The organism is Bradyrhizobium sp. USDA 4451 (assembly GCF_054822585.1).
The window spans coordinates 6,240,414-6,260,421 of sequence record NZ_JBTRCH010000001.1 but is presented as its reverse complement, the minus strand read 5'-3'; the positions used below and the strand labels follow the sequence as shown (position 1 = coordinate 6,260,421).

The window sequence follows — 20,008 nt, the reverse complement described above, 5'->3', positions numbered from 1 at the left end:
ATGCCCTTGCTGCAGGTCTTGCGTCCCACGCTTCCCATTCTGATCGGTGCCTCCATCATGCTCACGCTGAGCATGGGGCTGCGGCAGAGCCTCGGCATCTTCATGCAGCCGCTGACGCACGACATCGGTATCTCGGTGTCGCATTTCACGCTGGCGCTCGCAGTGCAGAACCTCGCCTGGGGCTTTCTGCAACCGCTGGCAGGCGCGATGACGGTGCGCTACGGCTTCCGCCCGATCATGGTGGTCGGCGCGCTGGCCTATATCGCCGGCCTCGTGCTGATGACAACGGCACATGGGCTCATCAGCATCATGATCGGCGCCGGCGTGCTGATCGGCATCTCGCTCGCCTGCACCGCGAATGCGATCGCGATGTCGGTCGCTGCCCGCGCGGTGCCAGAGACGGTGCGCTCGACCGTGCTCGGCATCGTCTCCGCGGCAGGCTCGCTCGGTGCGCTGCTGTCGGCGCCGATCGGCCAGATGCTCAATGAAGGTTTCGGCTGGCGCGTCGGGCTCGCCGGCTTCGTGATCCTCTCGGTCTTCATGATTCCGGCGGCGTTGTTCGCCGGCCGCGTCGACAAGATTCCGCTGCCGAAGCCAGCGGGTGACGATATCGGCAACGCCACTGCGGCGACCGCGGCCAAGACCGCGTTCAGCAATGCATCCTTCGTGGTGATGACCTGCGCCTACATGGTCTGCGGCATGCAACTCGTCTTCCTGACCACGCATCTGCCGTCGTATCTGGCGATCTGCGGGCTCGATCCGATGCTGAGTGCGCAGACGCTCGGCATGATCGGCGGCTTCAACGTGCTGGGCTCGCTGTTCTTCGGCTGGGCCGGCCAGCGCTGGAATAAGCTCGCGCTGCTGGGCGGGATTTACATCCTGCGCTCGCTGGCGCTTGCCTGGTATTTCATGCTGCCGGCAACGCCGGGCTCGACCTTGCTGTTCGGCGCCATCATGGGCTTCCTCTGGATGGGCGTCGGTCCGCTGGTCGCGGGCGCGGTGGCCGAAATGTTCGGCTTGCGCTGGCAGGCGATGATCCAGGGCCTTGCCTTCATGAGCCACCAGATCGGCAGCTTCCTCGGCGCTTACGGAGGCGGGCTGATCTACGATTCGCTCGGCTCCTACACCATGGCCTGGCGCATCGGCGTCGCGCTCGGTCTTGCCGGCGGCATCATCCAGGTTGCCTTCGCGCTGATCCGGCCGGCGCAGCCGCCGCTGCTCAAGACCGCCTAGCGCCTTTCCCGTTCCGATAGAATCGGAACGGGGCTCTCGACTCTAAACGCTCCGCTTCCGATCCCCGCGACAAATCAGCGGCTGCCCCGTGCGTGGGCAGCAGCTGATTGCTGCCTATTTTTCCATCGATGACTTGCTACGATAACGTGCAATGGGGCGCGAAGCTGTTCCGTGCACCGATTGAAGTCGCTGCGTCGTCAATGCGTTACCGTGGGCGCATCGGTGGCACGAATCTTGATTGAAGTTGGCTAGAAATCGAGCCGGAAGCCGTCGCTGAGGTTCCGGCCTGGGGACCCATGGGAAAGGCTGGCCGCGATGAGGCTAGTCGCCGTCATTCTCCAGCGATCCGCGCACCACGGCCTTCGCCGCGCCGCCAAGCAGGAAGCCCTTGTGCCTCGCGCGGCCATTCGAGACATCCCGATAACCGAACGTGCGCCATCTTTCGGTGTCGCGCTCCCGAAAGCGCTGCACCCATTCCGAACACCAGCATTTCTTGTGATGGGAGGACGATGATGGAGTCTGGGACATACACGCGCCGGAACCTCGTGAGAATCGTGGTTGCTCTGCTGGGCGTGGCATTCCTTTGCCTGCTGTTCAGCGACCTTGCGCTGGCTGAGGATGCGGCGGCACCGCCGGCCTGCGGCGGCAAGATTCTCGAGAAGTGCACGCCGAATTCCGGCGATACCGCCTGGATGCTCACGTCGGTCGCGCTCGTCCTGATGATGACGGTGCCGGGGCTCGGCCTGTTCTATGGCGGCATGGTGCGCAAGAAGAATGTCGGCGACACCGTGATGACCAGTTTCGCCGTCACCTGCCTGGTCACGATCCTGTTTGCGGTCCTGACCTACAGCCTGGCGTTTCGTGCCGGCACGCCGTTTATCGGCGGTCTGGACCGCATGTTCCTCAAGGACATCCTGAGCGACATCGGCAAGGGTGGCATCGGCAATCCCAATCCGCTCGCCGCGACGATTCCCGAGTCCGTCTATATCTGCTTCCAGATGACGTTCGCCATCATCACGCCGGCGCTGATCGCCGGCGCGTTTGCAGAGCGGATGAAGTTCTCCGCGATGCTCTGGTTCATCGGGCTGTGGGCGATCTTCGTCTACGCGCCGATCGCACATTGGGTCTGGGGGCCCGACGGCATCTTCTCGGCGGGTAACGACGCTGCGTATGTCAAGGTTCTCGATTTCGCCGGCGGCACCGTCGTGCACATCAATGCCGGCGTGGCCGGCCCTGATGTGCGCCATCATGCTCGGCAAGCGCGTCGAGACCGGGCCGGCGCACAACATGGTGCTGACCTTCATCGGCGCGTCGCTGCTGTGGGTCGGCTGGTTCGGCTTCAATGCCGGCTCCGCGGTCACGGCCGGAATGCAGGCGGGCATGGCCATGCTGGTGACCCAGATCGCCACGGCGGTCGCGGGCTTCACCTGGATGCTGGTGGAGTGGGCATTGAAGGGCAAGCCGACGGTCGTCGGCATCTGCTCGGGCGCCGTTGCCGGCCTCGTCGCGATCACGCCGGCCTCCGGTTTCGTTGGGCCGGTCGGCGCCTTCGCGATTGGCATCGCCGCCGGCGTCTGCTGCTACTGGGGATGCACCGGCTTGAAGCGCATGTTCAGCTACGATGACGCGCTGGACTGCTTCGGCGTCCACGCTCTCGGCGGCATCGTCGGGGCGCTGCTGACCGGGGTGTTCGCGGTCGAGCAGTATGGCGGTACGGCAGGCGTCCTGGAGGGAAATACCGGGCAGTTCCTCAATCAGTGCATCGGCGTCGCGACGGTTTTCGTGTATGATGCGGTCGTGAGCCTGATCATCCTGTTCGTGATCAATCTCTTCGTCGGGCTTCGCGTCACGAAGGACATCGAGCGCGAAGGGTTGGATCTGGCACTGCACGGCGAGGTCGTGCAGTAGACTTGGCGGCGTTCCGCGCCGGCTGGCGATCTTCCGCTGGCGCGGATCAAAGCTGTTCGAGGTGATCCGATGAACTGGTTCTATTGGAACACAGCGTGGTCGCTGTTCTTCAGCCTCATTTGGTTCATGACCATCACGCACAATCCGGATGCGCGCGTCGCGGATGCGCATCTGCCTGATGAGGCGTTCGGCGGGCGCTAGCTGCGATAGTAGCGCCACATCCTCAGGAACGTCCGGTGGATCTCGTCGGGCGTCCGGTCGAATGGCTCGAGATTGACGCGGACCACGCCACGATGGTCCATGCGCCACGGCAAGCGCATCAGCAGCCGATAGGCCGGCCGCTTGCGCCAATCGGCCACCAGCGCGCTGCCGAGCGGCCCGTTGAGCGCGATCTGCAATTCGTGAACGGTCATCGCGCGCTCGGCGATCTCGACCAGGTCGATGCGCGTGATGGCGCGCCAGCGGATCAGCCCGAAGGCCTGGATGAAGATGCCGTACTGATTGGCCCCGATGGTCGGACGGCCGGCCTCCAGCAGCGGGATGTTGTAATAGGTGAAGCCGCCGGCTGCCGCCGCCGGCGCCAGCCAATAGATCGCGCCGGTGATCCAGGTCGCGGTCAGGAAGATCGCGGCCAGCGCAGCCGTGACATAGACCGGAAAGTAGGTGTCCTCGCGGCCGTAGGCGACCGAGTAGCCGCCGACGTTTCCCTCGTCCAAGCCTGCGATCATGTGAGCCCTGCGCCCGGGACTTGCCCGAAAGACATGAGGGATGACGTCAGGCCACAAAGCAAAAACGGGGCCGCGAGGGCCCCGTTTGAAACGTCAGAAGCAGACGATCTTACTTGATCTTGGCTTCCTTGAACTCGACGTGCTTGCGCGCGACCGGGTCGTACTTCTTCTTGACCAGCTTGTCGGTCATTGTGCGCGAATTCTTCTTGGCGACGTAATAGAAGCCGGTGTCGGCGGTCGACACGAGCTTGACCTTGATGGTGACCGCTTTGGCCATGTGCAAATCCTCGAAAATGAAGGGGTATCGGGAGCCGGCCAAATCGGCCCGCGTTTGGCCCGGAAACTAGCCACAAACCGTGAGAAGTCAAGGATTTCCGGGCTGAAATCAGGCCGATTCCGGCCCGATTACCCCTCGAAGAACTGATTTTTGGGCCGCGGCAGGCCCAGATTCTCGCGCAGGGTCCGTCCTTCGTACTCGGTCCGGAAGATCCCGCGCTTCTGCAGTTCCGGCACCACCCGGTCGACGAACTCGAACAGGCCCTGCGGCAGATAGGGGAACATGATGTTGAAGCCGTCGCTGCCCCGGCCCGCCAGCCATTCCTCCATCTGGTCGGCGATGGTATGCGGCGTGCCGACAAAGGCGAGCCCGCCATAGCCGCCGACGCGCTGCGCGAGCTGGCGCACGGTCAGCTTGTCGCGCGCGGCGACGTCGACGAGGCGCTGCCGGCCGCTCTTGCTGGCATTGGTCTCCGGGATCGGTGGCAATTGCCCGTCGGGATCGAAGGTGGACGCATCGGTGCCGAGGATCACCGACAGCGAGGCGATCGCGCTGTCGTAATGCACGCGGCTGTCGAGCAGCGCGCGCTTCTCCTTGGCTTCCTCGACGCTGTCGCCGACCACCACGAAGGCGCCGGGCAGGATCTTCAGATGCTCGGGATCGCGGCCGATCTTTTCCATGCGGCCCTTGATGTCGGCATAAAGCTTCTGTCCGTCCGCAAGGCTGCCGCCGCCGGTGAACACGGCTTCCGCGGTCTCGGCCGCAAGCTGCCGTCCGTCATCGGAGGCTCCCGCTTGCACGATCACCGGCCAGCCCTGCACGGGACGGGCGATGTTCAGCGGGCCCCGGACCGAGAGATATTTGCCCTTGTGATTGAGCACATGCATCTTGTCGGGATCGACGAACAGCCCGGACTCGACATCGCGCACGAAGGCATCGTCGGCGAACGAGTCCCACAGGCCGGTGACGACGTCGTAGAACTCGCGGGCGCGCTTGTAGCGCTCGGCATGTTCCATGTGATCGTCGAGGCCGAAATTCAGCGCCGCATCCGGATTGGAGGTCGTGACGATGTTCCAGCCGGCCCGGCCGCCCGAGATGTGATCGAGCGAGGCGAAGCGGCGGGCGACGTGATAGGGCTCGTCGAAGGTGGTCGAGCCGGTCGCGATCAGCCCGATCCGCTCGGTGACGGCGGACAGTGCCGACAGCAGCGTGAACGGCTCGAACGAGGTCACGGTGTGGCTGCGCTTCAGCGCATTGATCGGCATGTTGAGCACGGCCAGATGATCGGCCATGAAGAAGGCGTCGAACTTGCCGGCCTCGAGCTTGCGGATCAGCGTCTTGATATGATCGAAGTTGAAATTGGCGTCGGGCCACGCCCCGGGATAGCGCCAGGCGCCGGTGTGGATGCTGATCGGCCGCATGAATGCGCCGAGCTTGAGTTGACGCTTCGCCATTGCCCCGTTCCGTCATTGTTGTGGTTAGCGGAACAGATAGGGTGGCGCTTCGCGGCGCGCCATCGGGAAGATTATTTTGTTTTTGGCCGATCCCTCGACATCGTCATTCCGGGCTCGCGAAGCGAGAGCCCGGAATCCATCGGGCCGCATGGTCGGTGGAGGAATGGATTCCGGGCTCGCGCCAAGAGGCGCGCCCCGGAATGACGATTGTGCGCTCCTCACGCCCCCAGCACGTCCTTCTGCATCTTGCCGCCGTAGAAGTGGAAGAACGGCACCGGCGCGTCGTGGCGGAGCGGGCCGGTGGCGAGACGGCGGTCGAGCTCGGCGAGCACGTTCTTGGTCATGGCATGCGCATCCGCGAGCGGCTCGGAGCCGATCTCGACCCAGACCAGCTCGACCAGCTCGGCATCGGCATGCACCACGCCTTCGACGCGATGCGCGATGGTCGAGGCATCCGCAGTGAAGAAACGGGTGTCGAAGCGTCGGACGCGGCCGGGCGGGGTGATCGCACGCGCGATCAGGAACAGACCGGACGGATCGGGCAGCAGGCCAGCGTCGGCGAACGGCGCCCAGGGACCGTCGAGCTTCGCCGTCTTCTCCACCTTGCGGCCGAGGCAGAGTCCGGTTTCCTCGCAGGCTTCGCGGATCGCGGCATTGGCGAGCGCACGTGCGCGGCCGGGCGTGATCTTCGGGCTGCCCTTGAGCAGATTGGCTTCGAGCTCAGGCGTGATCGGGGCCGCAACCGGCACGCGGTTGTCGGCCTTGTCGACGCGGCCGCCGGGGAAGACGAATTTGCCCGGCATGAACACCACCTTGTCGTGGCGCTTGCCGACCAGCACTTTCGGCTTGGCGCCGGAGCGATCGATCAGGATCAGCGTCGCCGCATCCTTCGGCCGGAAATACGCGTGATGATCGGCTTCTTTTTCGCCCTGATGGACGACGGCGGCGGGTGCGGCAGCTTCAGTCATTTCATCCCTTTCATTTCTCCTTATCGCCCGGTTTAGCTAGACCGGCGGGATGTCGCTAGGGGCATTTTCGTCAAAGCCATGCATGCGCAGGGCCCATTGCAAGCCGATCACGGCTCCCTTCACCGGCTGCAACAGCGCCAGCGATGCGAACAGCGTGAACGGCAGATAGATCGCCAATTGCAGCCACACCGGCGGCGAATAGTCGGTCTCGATCCATAGCGCGGTCGGTACCACGATGTGGCCGACGATGACGATGACGAGATAGGCCGGCAGATCGTCGGCGCGATGCGGCGTGAAATCGAGATCGCAGACCGGGCAATGGCCGTCGCATTTCAGAAACTTGCGGAACAGCTTGCCTTTTCCGCAGCGCGGACAACGGCCGCGGAACCCGCGCTTCATCGCGCTCCAGACGTCGCGCTTCTCGGGCTCGGCCGCATCGCGAGTCCAGACCACTGTCGGCGGTGTCACGTCCATGACTTCAGGTCCATGACTTCAGGTCCATGACTTCAGGTCCATGACTTCAGGTCCATGACTTGCCTCGCTTCGATTTGCCGGGCTTTGGCTTCGCCGGCTTGCGGTCCTTCTTGTTGCGCGCCTTCCGCTCCTTGTGCGCCTTCTTGCCCGATCCCTTATTTGGTCCCTTGCCGAATCCCGCAGCACGACGCTCGGCTCTCTTGCCGTCACGCTTTCTGTCGCGCGGAATGGCCTGACCGTCGGATAATAGCTCAAAGCGCAGCGCACCGGCCACTGGAGCCGCCTCGACCAGCCGCACGTCGACGACGTCGCCGAGCCGATACATGGTGCCGCTGCGCGTGCCGATCAGTGCGTGGCGGGTCTCGTCGTAGTTGAAATATTCGCTGCCGATGGTGCGGATCGGGATCAGGCCGTCGGCGCCGGTGTCGTCGAGCTTCACGAACAGGCCGGCGCGGGTCACGCCGGAGACGCGGCCCTGGAACGAGGCGCCGACCTTGTCGGCAAGGAAATGCGCGATCAGCCGGTCGGTGGTCTCGCGCTCCGCCTTCATTGCGCGGCGTTCGGTGACGGAGATCTGCGCGGCGATCTCGGCCAGCGTCTCCACGCTCTCGTCGGTCGGCAAGGCGCCTTCGCCGAGCCCGAGCGCCCGGATCAGCGCGCGATGCACGATCAGATCGGCGTAGCGGCGGATCGGCGAGGTGAAATGCGCATAGCGGCGCAGGTTCAAGCCGAAATGACCGTAATTCTCGGCGGAGTATTCGGCCTGCGCCTGCGAGCGCAGCACCACCTCGTTGACCAGCGGTTCATAATCCTCGCCGGCGACCTGCGCCAGCACGCGGTTGAACTGCGCGGGACGCAGCGCGCCTTGTTTGGTGAAGGGCAGGTCGAGCGTCTTCAGGAATTCCTGGAGATTGTGCACCTTCTCATGGCTCGGCTCGTCATGCACGCGATAGATCAGCGGCAGCGCCTTCTTCTCCAGCATCTCGGCCGCGGCGACGTTGGCGAGGATCATGAACTCCTCGATCAGCCGGTGCGCATCGAGCCGCTGCGGCACGATCACCCGGTCGACGGTGCCGTTGCCCTTCAGCAGGATCTTGCGCTCGGGCAGATCGAGATCGAGCGGGTCGCGCTCGTTGCGTGCGAGCTTGACCAGCTCGTAGGCCGCCCACAGCGGCTTGAGGATCGGATCGAGCAGGGGGCCGGTGGTGTCGTCCGGCCTGCCGTCGATCGCGGCCTGCGCCTGCGCGTAAGCGAGCTTCGCGGCCGAGCGCATCAGCACGCGGTGGAAGCTGTGCGAGTGCTTGCGGCCATCGGCGCCGATCACCATCCGCACCGCGAGCGCGCCGCGCGGCTCGCCCGGCACCAGCGAGCAGAGATTGTTGGAGATCCGCTCGGGCAGCATCGGCACCACGCGATCGGGGAAATACACCGAGTTGCCGCGCTGGAGCGCGTCGCGATCGAGCGCCGAGCCGGGGCGCACATAGTAGGCGACGTCGGCGATCGCGACATGGACGATGAAGCCGCCCTTGTTGTTCGGATCGGGGTCGACCTCCGCATGCACGGCGTCGTCGTGGTCCTTGGCATCGGGCGGATCGATGGTGACCAGCGGCACGTCGCGCCAGTCCTCGCGGCCCTGCAAGGTCGCGGGTTTTGCCTCTTCGGCCTCGCGCAGCGCCGAAGACGAGAACACCTGCGGGATGTCGTGGGTGTTGATCGCGATCAGACTGATCGCCTTTTCGCTCGCGATCGAGCCGAGCCGCTCCTTGACGCGGGCGGATGCGAGCCCGAAGCTTCGGGTGCGGATCAGGTCGACGCTGATCAGATCGCCGTCTTCGGCGCCGCCGGTGTCCGACTTGGCGATGTTGAGCTCGCGGCCGGCCTGCTTCTTGTCGACCGGGATCAGGCGTCCGCCGCCATCCGGATTGCGGCGGAAGATGCCGAGGATGCGGGTGCGGCCGTGATCGATCACCTTGATGACACGGCCGCGATAGGGCGTGCCGTCTTGCTCGTCGGTCACCTCGACCCGCAGCAGCGCGCGGTCGCCGACGCCGGCCGTGGTGCCGGGCTTCGGCCGCCGCGGCGTCTCGATGCGGATTTTCGGAGCGGTGCCGTTCTCTTCGCTATCCCACTCGGCGGGGGTGGCGATCAACTCGCCGTCGCTGTCTCGGCCGGTGATGTCGGCGAGCACGGTCGGCGGCAGCGCCGCCGGCTCGTGGATCTTGCGGCCGCGCTTGGCAACCGTGCCGTCGTCGGCGAGCTCGCGGAGGATCCGCTTCAGCTCGATACGGTCGGCGTTCTTCAGGCCGAACTCGCGCGCGATCTCGCGGGTGCCGACCTTGCCTGGATTGGCGCGGATGAAGGCGACGATGGCGTCCCGGCCCGGAAAGCCATGGTCGGGTTTTCGTTTCACTTATCCTCGTGCCTTGCCGGCGCTTTTCTTCGCGGGCGCTTTCGCTGGTGCCGATGATTTTGCAGGCGACGTCTTGGCACCGGAAGCGACCGGCGCGCGCGCTTTGCTGGTCGCATCCGCTTTCGGTTTCGCCGCGGCCTTCTTCGATGCAGCCTTCTTGGCGGGCTTGGCCTCGGCGTCGCCGTCAGCCTTGTCCGGCTCGGTCTTGTCCGATTTGGCCTTGGCCGCCTTGGCAGGTTTTGCCACCTTCTTGGCCTTCTTGCCGCCGCCCTTGGCCGCGCGCTCGTCGATCAGCGCGATCGCTTCCGCGAGCGTGACCTCGTCGGGCGTGCGGTCGCTCGGGATCGTGGCGTTGACGCCGCCCGCCGCGACATAGGCGCCGTAGCGGCCGTTCTTCAGCGCGACCGCGCCGAGCGTCGGGTGATCGCCGAGCGGCTTGCCCGGATCGGCGCCGAAGCGGCGGCCGCTCGGGCCCTTGGCGATCTTCTCCGCGATCAGCGTGACCGCGCGGTTCAAGCCGATGTCGAACACCTCGTCGCCGGCCTCCAGGCTGGCATAGGTCTTCTCATGCTTGACGAACGGCCCGAACCGGCCGAGGCCGGCGGTGATCGGCTGCCCGGTTTCCGGATGCTTGCCGATCTCGCGCGGCAGGGACAGCAACTTCAATGCCAATTCGAGATCGACATCGGCCGGCGAAGTGCCCTTCGGAATGCCCGCGCGCTTCGGCTTCTCGCCTTCGGCGTAATCCTTCTGCTCACCGAGCTGGATGTAGGGGCCGAAGCGGCCGGCCTTCACCGTGACGTCGAAGCCGGTGTCGGGATCGGTGCCGACCACGCGGTCGGCGCTCTCGGCGCTGTCGGCCGCGAGCGGACGGGTGTAGCGGCATTCCGGATAGTTCGAGCAACCGACGAAGGCGCCGAACTTGCCGGCCTTCAGATTGAGTCGGCCGGTGCCGCAGGTCGGGCACTGCCTGACGTCGCCGCCATCCGCGCGCGGCGGATAGATGTGCGGGCCGAGCATCTCGTCGAGCGCATCGAGCACCTCGGCGACCCGGAGGTCCTTGATGTCGTTGACCGCGCCGATGAAGCCGCGCCAGAACTCCTGCAACACCTGCTGCCAGGCGATCTCGTTGTTGGAGATGCGGTCGAGCTGCTCTTCCAGATCGGCGGTGAAGTCGTATTCGACATAGCGCGAGAAGAAGTTCTCCAGGAAGGCGACCACAACACGGCCCTTGTCCTCGCCGTGCAGCCGCTTCTTCTCCAGCTTGACGTAGCCGCGGTCCTTCAGCACCTGCAGGATCGAGGCGTAGGTCGAGGGACGGCCGATGCCGAGCTCTTCCATCCGCTTCACCAGCGAGGCTTCCGAGAAGCGCGGCGGCGGTTCGGTGAAATGCTGGGTGACGGCGAGGCTCTGGCGCTTCACGGCCTCGCCCTGGCTCATCGCGGGCAGGCGACGCGAATCCTCGTCCTCCTCGTCGTCGCGGCTTTCCTGGTAGAGCGCGAGGAAACCGTCGAACTTGATGACCTGGCCGGAGGCGCGCAGCTCCAGCACGCGGGAGCCGGCCCTGGCCTCGATGTCGACGGTGGTGCGCTCGAGCTCGGCCGATTCCATCTGGCTCGCAATGGTGCGCTTCCAGATCAGTTCATAGAGCCGCGCCTGATCGGCATCGAGCCGGCGGCCGATCGTGGCCGGGCGACGCGACAGATCGGTCGGGCGGATCGCTTCGTGGGCTTCCTGCGCGTTCTTGGCCTTGGCCTGGTACTGGCGCGGGGCGTCCGGCACGTAGGCATTGCCATAGTCCTCGCCGATCACCTTGCGCGCCTGGGTGATCGCCTCGGGGGCGATCTGCACGCCGTCGGTTCGCATATAGGTGATCAGGCCGGTGGTCTCGCCGCCGATGTCGATGCCTTCATAGAGCCGCTGCGCGATGCGCATGGTGTGCGCCGGCGCGAAGCCGAGCTTGCGGCTGGCTTCCTGCTGCAGGGTCGAGGTGGTGAAGGGCGCTTGCGGATTGCGCCGCGCCGGCTTGGCCTCGACGGTCGCGACCTTGAACAGCGCGGCCTCGATCGCCTTCTTGAAATCCTCGGCTTCCGCGCCGGAGCCGATGTCGAGACGTGCGATCTTCTTGCCGTCGGCGCCGACCAGCCGCGCCTCGAAGGCTTCGCCGCGCGGCGTCAGTAGCGTCGCGACCAGCGACCAGTATTCCTTCGGCACGAACTTCTCGATCTCGAGCTCGCGGTCGCAGACCAGCCGCAGCGCGACCGACTGCACGCGGCCGGCGGAGCGGGCGCCGGGCAGCTTGCGCCACAGCACCGGGGAGAGTGTGAAGCCGACCAGATAGTCCAGCGCGCGGCGCGCCATATAGGCGTCGACCAGCGCGCCGTCGATCTGGCGCGGTGCCTTCATGGCCTCGGAGACGGCCTGCTTGGTGATGGCGTTGAACACCACGCGCTCCACCTTCTGGTCCTTCAGCGCGCGCTTCTCTTTCATCACCTCCAGCACGTGCCAGGAGATCGCTTCGCCCTCGCGATCAGGGTCGGTTGCGAGGATCAGGCGGTCGGCGCCTTTGAGTGCCTTGGCGATGTCGTTGAGCCGGCTCGCCGCCTTGGCATCGACCTCCCAGATCATCTGGAAATTGGCGTCCGGATCGACGGAACCGTTCTTGGCCGGGAGGTCGCGAACATGGCCGAACGACGCCAGGACCTCGTAGGAGGACCCCAGATATTTGTTGATCGTCTTGGCCTTGGCCGGCGACTCCACAATGACGATATTCATGTCATTCCAATAGCTTACGGGAAAACTTGAAGGCGGGTTCCGCTAGACTCGCGACCCGCCGTGTCGGGCCGAACATGGGTGCTGGGGCGGTCGGTGTCAAATCGCCAGATATTGAAGGGAGGGTTCCAACTGTGGAGTTTTGATCCCAAAGGTTGAAAAATGCGTCCTAGAGTTGCGGCCGGAAAGGGCTTATCTCTTTATATATGGGGTGGGAATCGGATTAGGCCTTTTGAGCAGGACAGGGGGCGGCCGGAAGCGCAAGGCATCCGGCCGGCGGCGACCGGCGGGCGAGGAGGCAGGCGGGGCGGGCGGCCCGGATGACGCCCTGATCCTGATCGCAGCCGCCGCGACCGAACTCGCCAAACTCGCCCAGCGCCACAAATTTGAGGTTCTCGACCATCTGCTCGCGATGGCAAGCCTGGAGGCCGACGAGCAGCTGCGCCTGCGCAGCCGACGGAAGCTGTCGTAAGGGGGAGGCGTTGGAGATAGCGCCTGCCTTGTGCTCGGAGCTCGCTCCGTTCGTCGTCCTGGCGAAGCCAGCATCCATAATCGTCGTCCCTGCGAAAGCAGCGACCCATACTCCGCGGCGGATGTAACGGGCTTGCTCGTCATTCCACCGTCCTTCGACGATAGCCAACTGTGGTTATGGGTCCCTGCTTTCGCAGGGACGACACCAGATGTGTTGCACGGCAGGTAGGCCATGGCGTCGCGTTCTCGCGGCAGCAATTGCCCGAGCTTTGCTCTTTCTTTCCGCCCTCTCCGTTGGTGAGGGCGCAGGGAAAGCCGGGTGCCGATCGCACCCATGGGCCCCGAGCAAAAAGGTAGAAAGCTCGGGGGTAGGACCACAGGTGTAACCGGAGCAATCCGGCTTTCCCTGCGCGATGGGTTACGGCTTATACGTGCTCTCCCCGGCGAGACTTGGCTTTGTTGTCACCGTCTTCACAACGCGCATTTGCGCAATCGGAAGAGACACCTGCCGCTAGGGCGTCAGGCCTGCACGATTTCGCCGTCCGCCTTGCGTGCTCTCGTCAGGCCACGCGCAGCGTCCACCGCATCTCGACCCGCGTTCGTGACGACCGCGAAGCGCCCCTCGTGTCGGGTGAGACGGACGAACCATACACCGAGTTGTCGTTACGATAAACCGAATTATTTTTACTCGGCAGGATTGACAGGATTTGCTGAGTTGCCCGTCGTGTCGAATTAGCAACATCCGTCACTGCAATCATCCGCGCGATCCCGCTGTCATTCCCAGGTGCGGAATTGCGCACCAGGGAATGACGGCGAGGGTTACGCCAATTCGCGCCGCGCCGTCTTCCGCACAGGCCGCGGCTTCAGCGTCGTGTCCGCTGCACCAAGCACGCGTCCGTCCTGCGAGAGCAGCGCGAGCTTCTTCACCGGCTTGCCCTTGTTGCGATCGACCAGGACGGTCGCGATCTCGTCCGGATGCTCGTCGAACTCCTCGGTCCATTGCCGCAGCGCGACCAGGATCGGGAAGATGCCGTGGCCCTTCGGCGTCAGCACATATTCCTGATAGGCGCTGCCGTCGGAGGCGGGGACCGTCTTGAGGATGCCGCGCTCGACCAGCGTGCGCAGCCGGGTCGTGAGAATGTTCTTGGCAAGCCCGAGGCTCGCCTGGAATTCGCCGAAGCGGCGGCGGCCGAGGCTGGCGTCGCGGATGATCAGGAGCGACCACCAGTCGCCGAACACGTCGAGCGCGCGCGCCACCGGACAGCTGTCGCCGGCAAGGCTGGTTCTCTTCACCACGTGCCTCCGGGAATCTTGTTTTGACGCGTTTTCTTCACGCGAACCGGGATCCACTTCGCTCGAAAACGCTTTGATGAGTTCATCACGGCCTTGTGTGGTTGCAATATTAAACCGCATGCCCTAGTTAGGCAATGAAGTTTAATAATGCAACTAACTGGAGGCGGACATGAGAAGACTGGCGAACAAGACGGCGTTGATCACCGGCGGCAACAGCGGCATCGGGCTTGCGACCGCAAAGCTGTTCGTGGCGGAGGGTGCCAAGGTCGTCATCACCGGGCGCAACAAGGAGACGCTTGCCGCGGCAGCCAGGGAGCTCGGACCGAACGCGCTTGCCGTCGTGGCCGATGCCACCGACGTCGCGGCGCTGGAGGCCGCGGTGAAGCAGGGCGCCGAGAAGTTCGGCAAATACGACGTGCTGTTCGCCAATGCCGGCATTCCCGGCCAGACGCCGGTCGGCGGCACCACGCTCGCAGCATTCGAAAATGTGATCCGCACCAATCTCACCGGCGTGTTCTTCACCGTGCAGGCGGTCGCGCCCTATCTCAACGACGGCGCCTCGATCATCCTCAACGGCTCGGTGATTTCGGTGCTCGGCAATCCCGGCTACTCGGCCTATGCGGCGAGCAAGGCCGGCGTGCGTGCGATGGCGCGCGTGATGGCGTCAGAACTGTCGCCGCGCAACATCCGCGTCAACGTGGTGGCGCCGGGCGCCGTGCGGACGCCGATCTGGGGGGCTGCGATCGCAACGCCGGAGGCCGAGAAGGTCTTCGAGGCGCGGATCGGCAAGACCACGCCGCTCGGCCGCATCGGCGAGCCCGATCATATCTCAAAGACGGTGCTGTTCCTGGCGTCCGACGATGCAGCCCATGTGCAGGGGCAGGAACTGTTCATCGATGGCGGCGCAACGGCATCGCCCGCCGGCGCGCCGATCTATCGCGGATAATTTGTTTCTCATTGTAAGAAGCGGCCGGTGTGAAGCCGATCACACCGGCCGTTTCCGCATGCGACTATCATCGTGCGTATTGAACCTTTGTCGTACTGTCCGGACTCCTGAATGGGCGGGGAAATTTTTCACCACGGAATCATTTTGGAGTTCCTTCATGCCGAAAGCAGCAGCCCGCATTTCGACGTCGATCCCTGTTTCGTCCGCGTCCCAGAGTTCAGACAGTTCAGACTCGACGCAGCTTGTGACCGTCGCGCTGTTTTCCGGCATCGGTTTGCTGATTTCGCTCGTCGCCGTCATCTGCGGCATTCAAGGCGTTTGGTTCTGAGGCAACCCGCGGGTTAGCCGTTTGCCTGAGACTTGTCCCGCCCACAACTGTCATACCCCGCGCATGCGGGGTATCCAGTACGCCGCGGCCTCTCCGCTCAACACCGCCGTCTCTGGAGTACTGAGTCCCCCGCTTTCGCGGAGGACGACAGCGGTTTCTGGAACTAGGCCGCGTTCAGGCTGCCGGCGGCCTGCAGCGCGCCTGCAACCGCCTTTTCGCGATGCTCGGGACCGACCTGGATGCCGTCGGCCGGGATGAACTCAATGTTCCTGACGCCGATGAAGCCGAACACGCCGCGCAGATAGGTCTCGAGATGTTCGAGCGCGGCCATCGGCGTATCGGCGCCGTAATAGCCGCCGCGCGAGATGGCGATGACGACGCGCTTGTTGCCGGCCAGTCCCTCGACGCCACCAGCGCCGTATTTGAAGGTCTTGCCCGCGACCAGGATGCGATCGATCCAGGCCTTGAGCTGCGAGGGAATGGTGAAATTGTACATGGGCGCGCCGATCACCACGATGTCGGCGGCGAGGAACTCGTCCAGCACCGCCTGGCCGGCGCGGCGACGTCGTCGCGCACCGACGGGTCCGGAGCCGCGCCCTGGCCGGCTGCGAGGTGCAGGCCGGAGAGGTGGGCGAGCGGGGTCTGGGTGAGGTCGCGGTAGCTCACGACGAGGCCGGGATTGGCCTGGCGCAGCCGCTCGACGGCGGCGGCCGAGACCTGGCGGCTGACGGAGTGGGGGCCGAGGACCGAGGAATCGATGTGCAGAAGTTTCATGGCAGAGGTCACCTTTGGTATAAGTTTGTAACTGGCGCTATATGAGTGACCGTCCTAAATCTCCGCAAGAACGCACATTTTTGAAACCCGAGCACACCGATGAGACCCGAGAACATTGATGTAACCGGCCCGGCGCCGCGGCCCAGTCCCGACCACAGCGATTGCCGCGCGGTCGCCTCCGTGTTGTCGCGGGTCGGCGACAAATGGAGCGTGTTCGTGATCATGATGCTGATCGACGGAGCGAGGCGCTTCAACGAATTGAAGCGCATGATCAACGGCATCTCGCAGCGGATGCTGACGCTCACGCTGCGCGGCCTGGAGCGCGACGGGCTGGTGACGCGCACGGTGTTTCCGACCATTCCGCCGCGGGTCGACTATGAGCTGACCGACCTCGGCCGCGGGCTGGCGGAGCCGGTCAAGGCGCTCGGCCAGTGGGCGTTCACCCATCTGCCGGAGATCGAAGGCGCACGACAGGATTTTGATACGCGGAATGCGGAGTGATTGTTATCCGTCACCAGCGCATTTGTTGAACCGTCATCTGAGGAGCCTGCGTAGCAGGCGTCACGAAGGATGCACGGCCCGGCTGGTGGCCGTCGATCCTTCGAGACGCGCGTTCCGCGCTCCTCAGGATGACGGGGAAGCATTCGCGGTGGCGGAGCGACAGATTAAATCATCGACACCAATCCGCCGCCGTGGCGCTCGAGCTTGCCGGCGAGCTCGAGCTCCAACAGCACCGCGCGGACGACGGCGGGCGAGACGTCGGCCATCCGAATCAGATCGTCTAGGCTGATCGGGCTCGGCCCGAGCAGATTGATGATGCGGGCGCGATCGCCGCCGTCGGTCGCAAAATCCAGCGGCTCGTCGTCTTCGTGCGCCGACAGCATCACCGGCCGCTCCATAATCGGCGTCACCGCGTTGATGACGTCGGCCGCCTCCGTGACCAAGGTGGCGCCTTGCTTGATCAAATCGTTGGCGCCGGCTGAGCGCGGATCGATCGGAGAGCCCGGCACCGCGAACACCTCGCGGCCCTGTTCGGCGGCCATCCGCGCCGTGATGAGCGAGCCCGAGCGGTGCGCGGCCTCCACCACCACGACGCCGAGCGATGCGCCCGAGATCAGCCGGTTGCGGCGGGGGAAGTCGCGGGCCCGCGGCACATGGCCGAGCGGCATCTCCGAGATCGCAGCGCCCTGTTCGAGCAGCGCGGCCAGCAGATCCTCGTGCTCCGGCGGGTAGATCCTGTCGTGGCCACCGGCGAGCACGGCGACCGTGCCGCTGGCAACGGTGGCGCGATGCGCGGCCTGGTCGATGCCGCGGGCGAGGCCCGAGATCACGACAAAGCCGGCACCGCCGAGATCGCGTGCCAGGGTGCCAGCAAATTTCAACCCGGCGCCGGAGGCATTGCGGGAGCCGACGATCGCAATCATCGGCCGCATCAGCGTGTCGCGCGCGCCGCGCACGGCCAGCAGCGGCGGCGCGTCGTCGATGGTGGCAAGCCGCGGCGGATAATGCGCCTCTTCCGGCGCGACGAGATCGATGCCGAACCTGCGGCAGGCCGCGAGCTCGGCGGTGGCGTCGGCCTCGCTGCAGATCCGCTGCGGTCCCGATGCGCCGCCGCGGCGCGCCAGGTCCGGCAGCCGCTCCAGGGCCTGCGCGGCATCGCCGAAATGGCGGAGCAGCGATGCAAAGGTGCGCGGGCCGACATTGTCGGAGCGGATCAGCCGCAAACGGTTGAGCCGTTCGGCGTCGGTGAGTTTTGCGGAGCTGGGCGAGCGGTCATGCATGCGGGCCGCAGCTTCGCCCAACCTGAGATTGTGATCAACTGCGACATTGGCGCTACCGCGCGCGACGCGCTAAAAGCAGCCGCCAACATCAGGAAGTCTCCATGATCTCACTTGCCGACCTTCAAGCGCGTATCGAGCAGGGCGCGCTGTCGCCCGATGCGGCCATCGGCCAATCGCTGGCGGCGATCCGGGCGCAGGACAATGCGATCGGCGCCTTCGTCCGCTACGACCAGGAGGCCCGTGCGCAAACGTCCGGGCCGTTGCGCGGGATCGCGGTCGGGATCAAGGACATCATCGATACCGCCGACTTCCCGACCGAGATGGGGGCTGCGATCTATCGCGGCCATCGGCCGCGCGCCGATGCGCCCGTCGTGATGGCGCTGAAGCAGGCCGGCGCGACCATCGTCGGCAAGACCACGACGACCGCATTCGCGGCGAACGATCCGACCGCAACGCTCAACCCGCACAATCACGCCCATACGCCGGGCGGATCGTCGGCGGGCTCGGCGGCCGCGGTCGCCGCCGGCATGGTCCCGCTGGCGCTCGGCACCCAGACCGGCGGCTCGGTGATCCGGCCGGCCTCGTTCTGCGGCGTCGCCGCGATCAAGCCGAGCTACCGGCTGCTGCCGACCGTCGGGGTGAAATGCTTCTCCTGGACGCTCGACACCGTCGGGCTGTTCGGCGCCGGCGTGCGCGATGTCGCGTTGGGGCTGGCCGCGATGACCAGGCGGCCGGAGCTGGCCGTGCCGTCGAAGCTCGTTGCGCCGCGCATCGGCGTGGTGACGCAGGCCTTCGCCGGGGCGCCTGACGCGTCGGGTGCGGAGGCGGTGCAGACAGCCGCGCGTGTCGCGGAGCAGGCCGGCGCCGTCGTGCGCGAGCTCGCGCTGCCCGAGATCATCGCCGAGGCCTGGCGGATCCATCCGGTGGTGCAGGAGTTCGAGGCGCATCAATCCTTCGCCTGGGAATACGGCCAGAACTACAATGCGATGCCGCCGCTGCTGCGCGGCCGGCTCGACGAGAGCAAGGGCGGCACGCCGGCCGAATACGACGCGGCGATGGACGTCGCGCTGCGCGCGCGGCAGGCGCTGGCCGCGCTCTTTGCCGACGTCGACGTGCTGCTGACGCTGTCGGCGCCGGGCGCCGCGCCGCACGGCTTGAGCTCGACCGGGGATCCCCGCTACAACCGGCTCTGGACCCTGATGGGCGTGCCCTGCGTCAACGTGCCGACGCTGACCGCCGAAGGCGGCTTGCCGGTCGGCGTCACCGTGATCGCAGGCTTTGGCGATGATGCGAAGGCGCTGGCGGCGGCGAGTTTCGTCGAGGACGCGCTGAGGAAGTAGTCTCTCGTCATTCCGGGGCTCGCGGAGCGAGAGCCCGGAATCCATTCCTCCACTGATGCGGCCCAATCGATTCCGGGCCCGCGCCAAGCGGCGCGTCCCGGAAGGACGGAAAGGGTTATTTCGTCCCGCCGATCTTGCCTTCGGTGCCGGCCTGCAGCCGCTTGATGTTCTCGCGGTGCATGTAGAACAGCAACAGCGTCAGCACGGCGAACAGCGAGGCGAGCGCGTTGTGGCCGAAGAACCACAGGAACAGCGGCGTCACGAACGCGGCGATCAGTGCCGACAACGACGAATAGCGCGTCGTGTAGGCGGTGCCGAGCCAGATCACGGCGAAGATCAGTGCTGCCGGCCAGAACAGCCCGAGCAGCACGCCGATATAGGTCGCGACGCCCTTGCCGCCGCGAAATCCGAGCCAGACCGGGAAGAGGTGGCCGAGGAAGGCGCCGAGCGCCGCCAGCATCGCGGCGTTCGGGCCGTCGATGGTGCCTGCGATGATCACGGCGACCGTGCCCTTCAGCATGTCGCCGAGCAGCGTCGCCGCGGCGAGGCCCTTGTGGCCGGTGCGCAGCACGTTGGTGGCGCCGATATTGCCCGAGCCGATCGTGCGCAGATCCTGGGTGCCGGCGAGCCTGGTGAGGATCATGCCGAACGGGATCGAGCCGAGCAGATAGCCGATCAGGAAGGCGACCAGCAGGAACGCGTCAGCAGACATCGCAATGGTCCCCCGGACGGTCGGTCGGGCCGATGTCGGACCATCCCGTCAATGAAATATTAACCATAAATCCGCACCATGGCCTTGGAAATGAGGGAGCTTGTCATGGCTTCTGTTCGCAGGCGGCTGGAGCAGCTTT

Annotated in this window: 18 protein-coding genes and 2 pseudogenes; 8 read left to right on the top strand and 12 right to left on the bottom strand. The window is 65.5% G+C overall.

What is annotated here, in order from left to right:
- Entirely contained in the window at window positions 1-1,233 is a 1,233-nt protein-coding gene (locus ACVMB0_RS29030; RefSeq protein WP_461348440.1) for an MFS transporter, read from the top strand.
- Window positions 1,234-1,554: 321 nt separating this feature from the next.
- Here the strand turns inward: ACVMB0_RS29030 and ACVMB0_RS29025 are convergent, their stop codons facing one another.
- On the bottom strand, window positions 1,555-1,704 hold the full coding sequence (locus ACVMB0_RS29025) for a hypothetical protein (RefSeq protein ID WP_461348439.1): 150 nt from the start codon (window positions 1,702-1,704) through the stop codon (window positions 1,555-1,557).
- A gap of 38 nt (window positions 1,705-1,742) precedes the next feature.
- Here ACVMB0_RS29025 and ACVMB0_RS29020 point away from each other — a divergent pair.
- Window positions 1,743-3,141: pseudogene (locus ACVMB0_RS29020) on the top strand (ammonium transporter).
- Between the two features lie 69 nt (window positions 3,142-3,210).
- Window positions 3,211-3,342 (top strand): hypothetical protein, encoded by a 132-nt coding sequence (locus tag ACVMB0_RS29015; RefSeq protein WP_456754359.1) that lies wholly within the window; start codon window positions 3,211-3,213, stop codon window positions 3,340-3,342.
- Here the strand turns inward: ACVMB0_RS29015 and ACVMB0_RS29010 are convergent.
- The 7 genes from ACVMB0_RS29010 to topA all read right to left on the bottom strand — a co-directional run bounded on the left by ACVMB0_RS29010 (window position 3,339) and on the right by topA (window position 12,227).
- Entirely contained in the window at window positions 3,339-3,869 is a 531-nt protein-coding gene (locus ACVMB0_RS29010) for a hypothetical protein (RefSeq protein WP_461348438.1), read from the bottom strand. The genes ACVMB0_RS29015 and ACVMB0_RS29010 overlap by 4 nt on opposite strands.
- A gap of 109 nt (window positions 3,870-3,978) precedes the next feature.
- A complete protein-coding gene (gene rpmG / locus ACVMB0_RS29005; protein ID WP_018271988.1) occupies window positions 3,979-4,146 on the bottom strand; it encodes a 50S ribosomal protein L33 in 168 nt (55 codons plus the stop codon).
- Between the two features lie 128 nt (window positions 4,147-4,274).
- Window positions 4,275-5,600: an LLM class flavin-dependent oxidoreductase gene (locus ACVMB0_RS29000; RefSeq protein ID WP_461348437.1), complete on the bottom strand. Its 1,326-nt coding sequence runs from the start codon at window positions 5,598-5,600 to the stop codon at window positions 4,275-4,277.
- A gap of 218 nt (window positions 5,601-5,818) precedes the next feature.
- Window positions 5,819-6,568, bottom strand: a complete 750-nt coding sequence (locus ACVMB0_RS28995; RefSeq protein WP_050627458.1) for an NUDIX hydrolase — start codon at window positions 6,566-6,568, stop codon at window positions 5,819-5,821.
- 36 nt (window positions 6,569-6,604) lie between these two features.
- A complete protein-coding gene (locus ACVMB0_RS28990; RefSeq protein ID WP_456754362.1) occupies window positions 6,605-7,042 on the bottom strand; it encodes a DUF983 domain-containing protein in 438 nt (145 codons plus the stop codon).
- A gap of 46 nt (window positions 7,043-7,088) precedes the next feature.
- On the bottom strand, window positions 7,089-9,452 hold the full coding sequence (rnr, locus tag ACVMB0_RS28985; RefSeq protein WP_461348436.1) for a ribonuclease R: 2,364 nt from the start codon (window positions 9,450-9,452) through the stop codon (window positions 7,089-7,091).
- Window positions 9,453-12,227, bottom strand: coding sequence for a type I DNA topoisomerase (gene topA, locus ACVMB0_RS28980; protein WP_461348435.1), 2,775 nt, complete (start codon window positions 12,225-12,227; stop codon window positions 9,453-9,455).
- Window positions 12,228-12,456: 229 nt separating this feature from the next.
- On the opposite strand from topA, the gene ACVMB0_RS28975 reads away from it, so the two are divergent.
- Window positions 12,457-12,696, top strand: a complete 240-nt coding sequence (locus tag ACVMB0_RS28975; RefSeq protein WP_461348434.1) for a hypothetical protein — start codon at window positions 12,457-12,459, stop codon at window positions 12,694-12,696.
- Between the two features lie 818 nt (window positions 12,697-13,514).
- Here ACVMB0_RS28975 and ACVMB0_RS28970 read toward each other — a convergent pair.
- Window positions 13,515-13,991, bottom strand: a complete 477-nt coding sequence (locus tag ACVMB0_RS28970) for a winged helix-turn-helix transcriptional regulator (protein WP_456754366.1) — start codon at window positions 13,989-13,991, stop codon at window positions 13,515-13,517.
- Window positions 13,992-14,157: 166 nt separating this feature from the next.
- Between ACVMB0_RS28970 and ACVMB0_RS28965 the strand changes: the two genes are divergently transcribed.
- A complete protein-coding gene (locus ACVMB0_RS28965) occupies window positions 14,158-14,934 on the top strand; it encodes an SDR family NAD(P)-dependent oxidoreductase (protein WP_461348433.1) in 777 nt (258 codons plus the stop codon).
- A 157-nt stretch (window positions 14,935-15,091) separates the two neighbouring features.
- Window positions 15,092-15,262 carry a hypothetical protein gene (locus ACVMB0_RS28960; protein WP_461348432.1) on the top strand — a complete coding sequence of 57 codons (171 nt, stop codon included), beginning with the start codon at window positions 15,092-15,094 and terminating at the stop codon, window positions 15,260-15,262.
- Between the two features lie 163 nt (window positions 15,263-15,425).
- On the opposite strand, the pseudogene ACVMB0_RS28955 reads toward ACVMB0_RS28960, so the two are convergent.
- Window positions 15,426-16,036, bottom strand: a pseudogene (locus ACVMB0_RS28955) (FMN-dependent NADH-azoreductase).
- 99 nt (window positions 16,037-16,135) lie between these two features.
- Here ACVMB0_RS28955 and ACVMB0_RS28950 point away from each other — a divergent pair.
- Window positions 16,136-16,537: a winged helix-turn-helix transcriptional regulator gene (locus tag ACVMB0_RS28950; protein WP_461348431.1), complete on the top strand. Its 402-nt coding sequence runs from the start codon at window positions 16,136-16,138 to the stop codon at window positions 16,535-16,537.
- Window positions 16,538-16,701: 164 nt separating this feature from the next.
- Here ACVMB0_RS28950 and dprA read toward each other — a convergent pair whose 3' ends face one another.
- Window positions 16,702-17,817, bottom strand: a complete 1,116-nt coding sequence (gene dprA, locus ACVMB0_RS28945) for a DNA-processing protein DprA (protein ID WP_461348430.1) — start codon at window positions 17,815-17,817, stop codon at window positions 16,702-16,704.
- A gap of 101 nt (window positions 17,818-17,918) precedes the next feature.
- Between dprA and ACVMB0_RS28940 the strand changes: the two genes are divergently transcribed.
- Window positions 17,919-19,157, top strand: a complete 1,239-nt coding sequence (locus ACVMB0_RS28940; RefSeq protein ID WP_461348429.1) for an amidase — start codon at window positions 17,919-17,921, stop codon at window positions 19,155-19,157.
- A 115-nt stretch (window positions 19,158-19,272) separates the two neighbouring features.
- Here ACVMB0_RS28940 and plsY read toward each other — a convergent pair whose 3' ends face one another.
- Entirely contained in the window at window positions 19,273-19,869 is a 597-nt protein-coding gene (plsY, locus tag ACVMB0_RS28935) for a glycerol-3-phosphate 1-O-acyltransferase PlsY (RefSeq protein WP_456797970.1), read from the bottom strand.
- Between the last annotated feature and the right edge of the window lie 139 nt (window positions 19,870-20,008).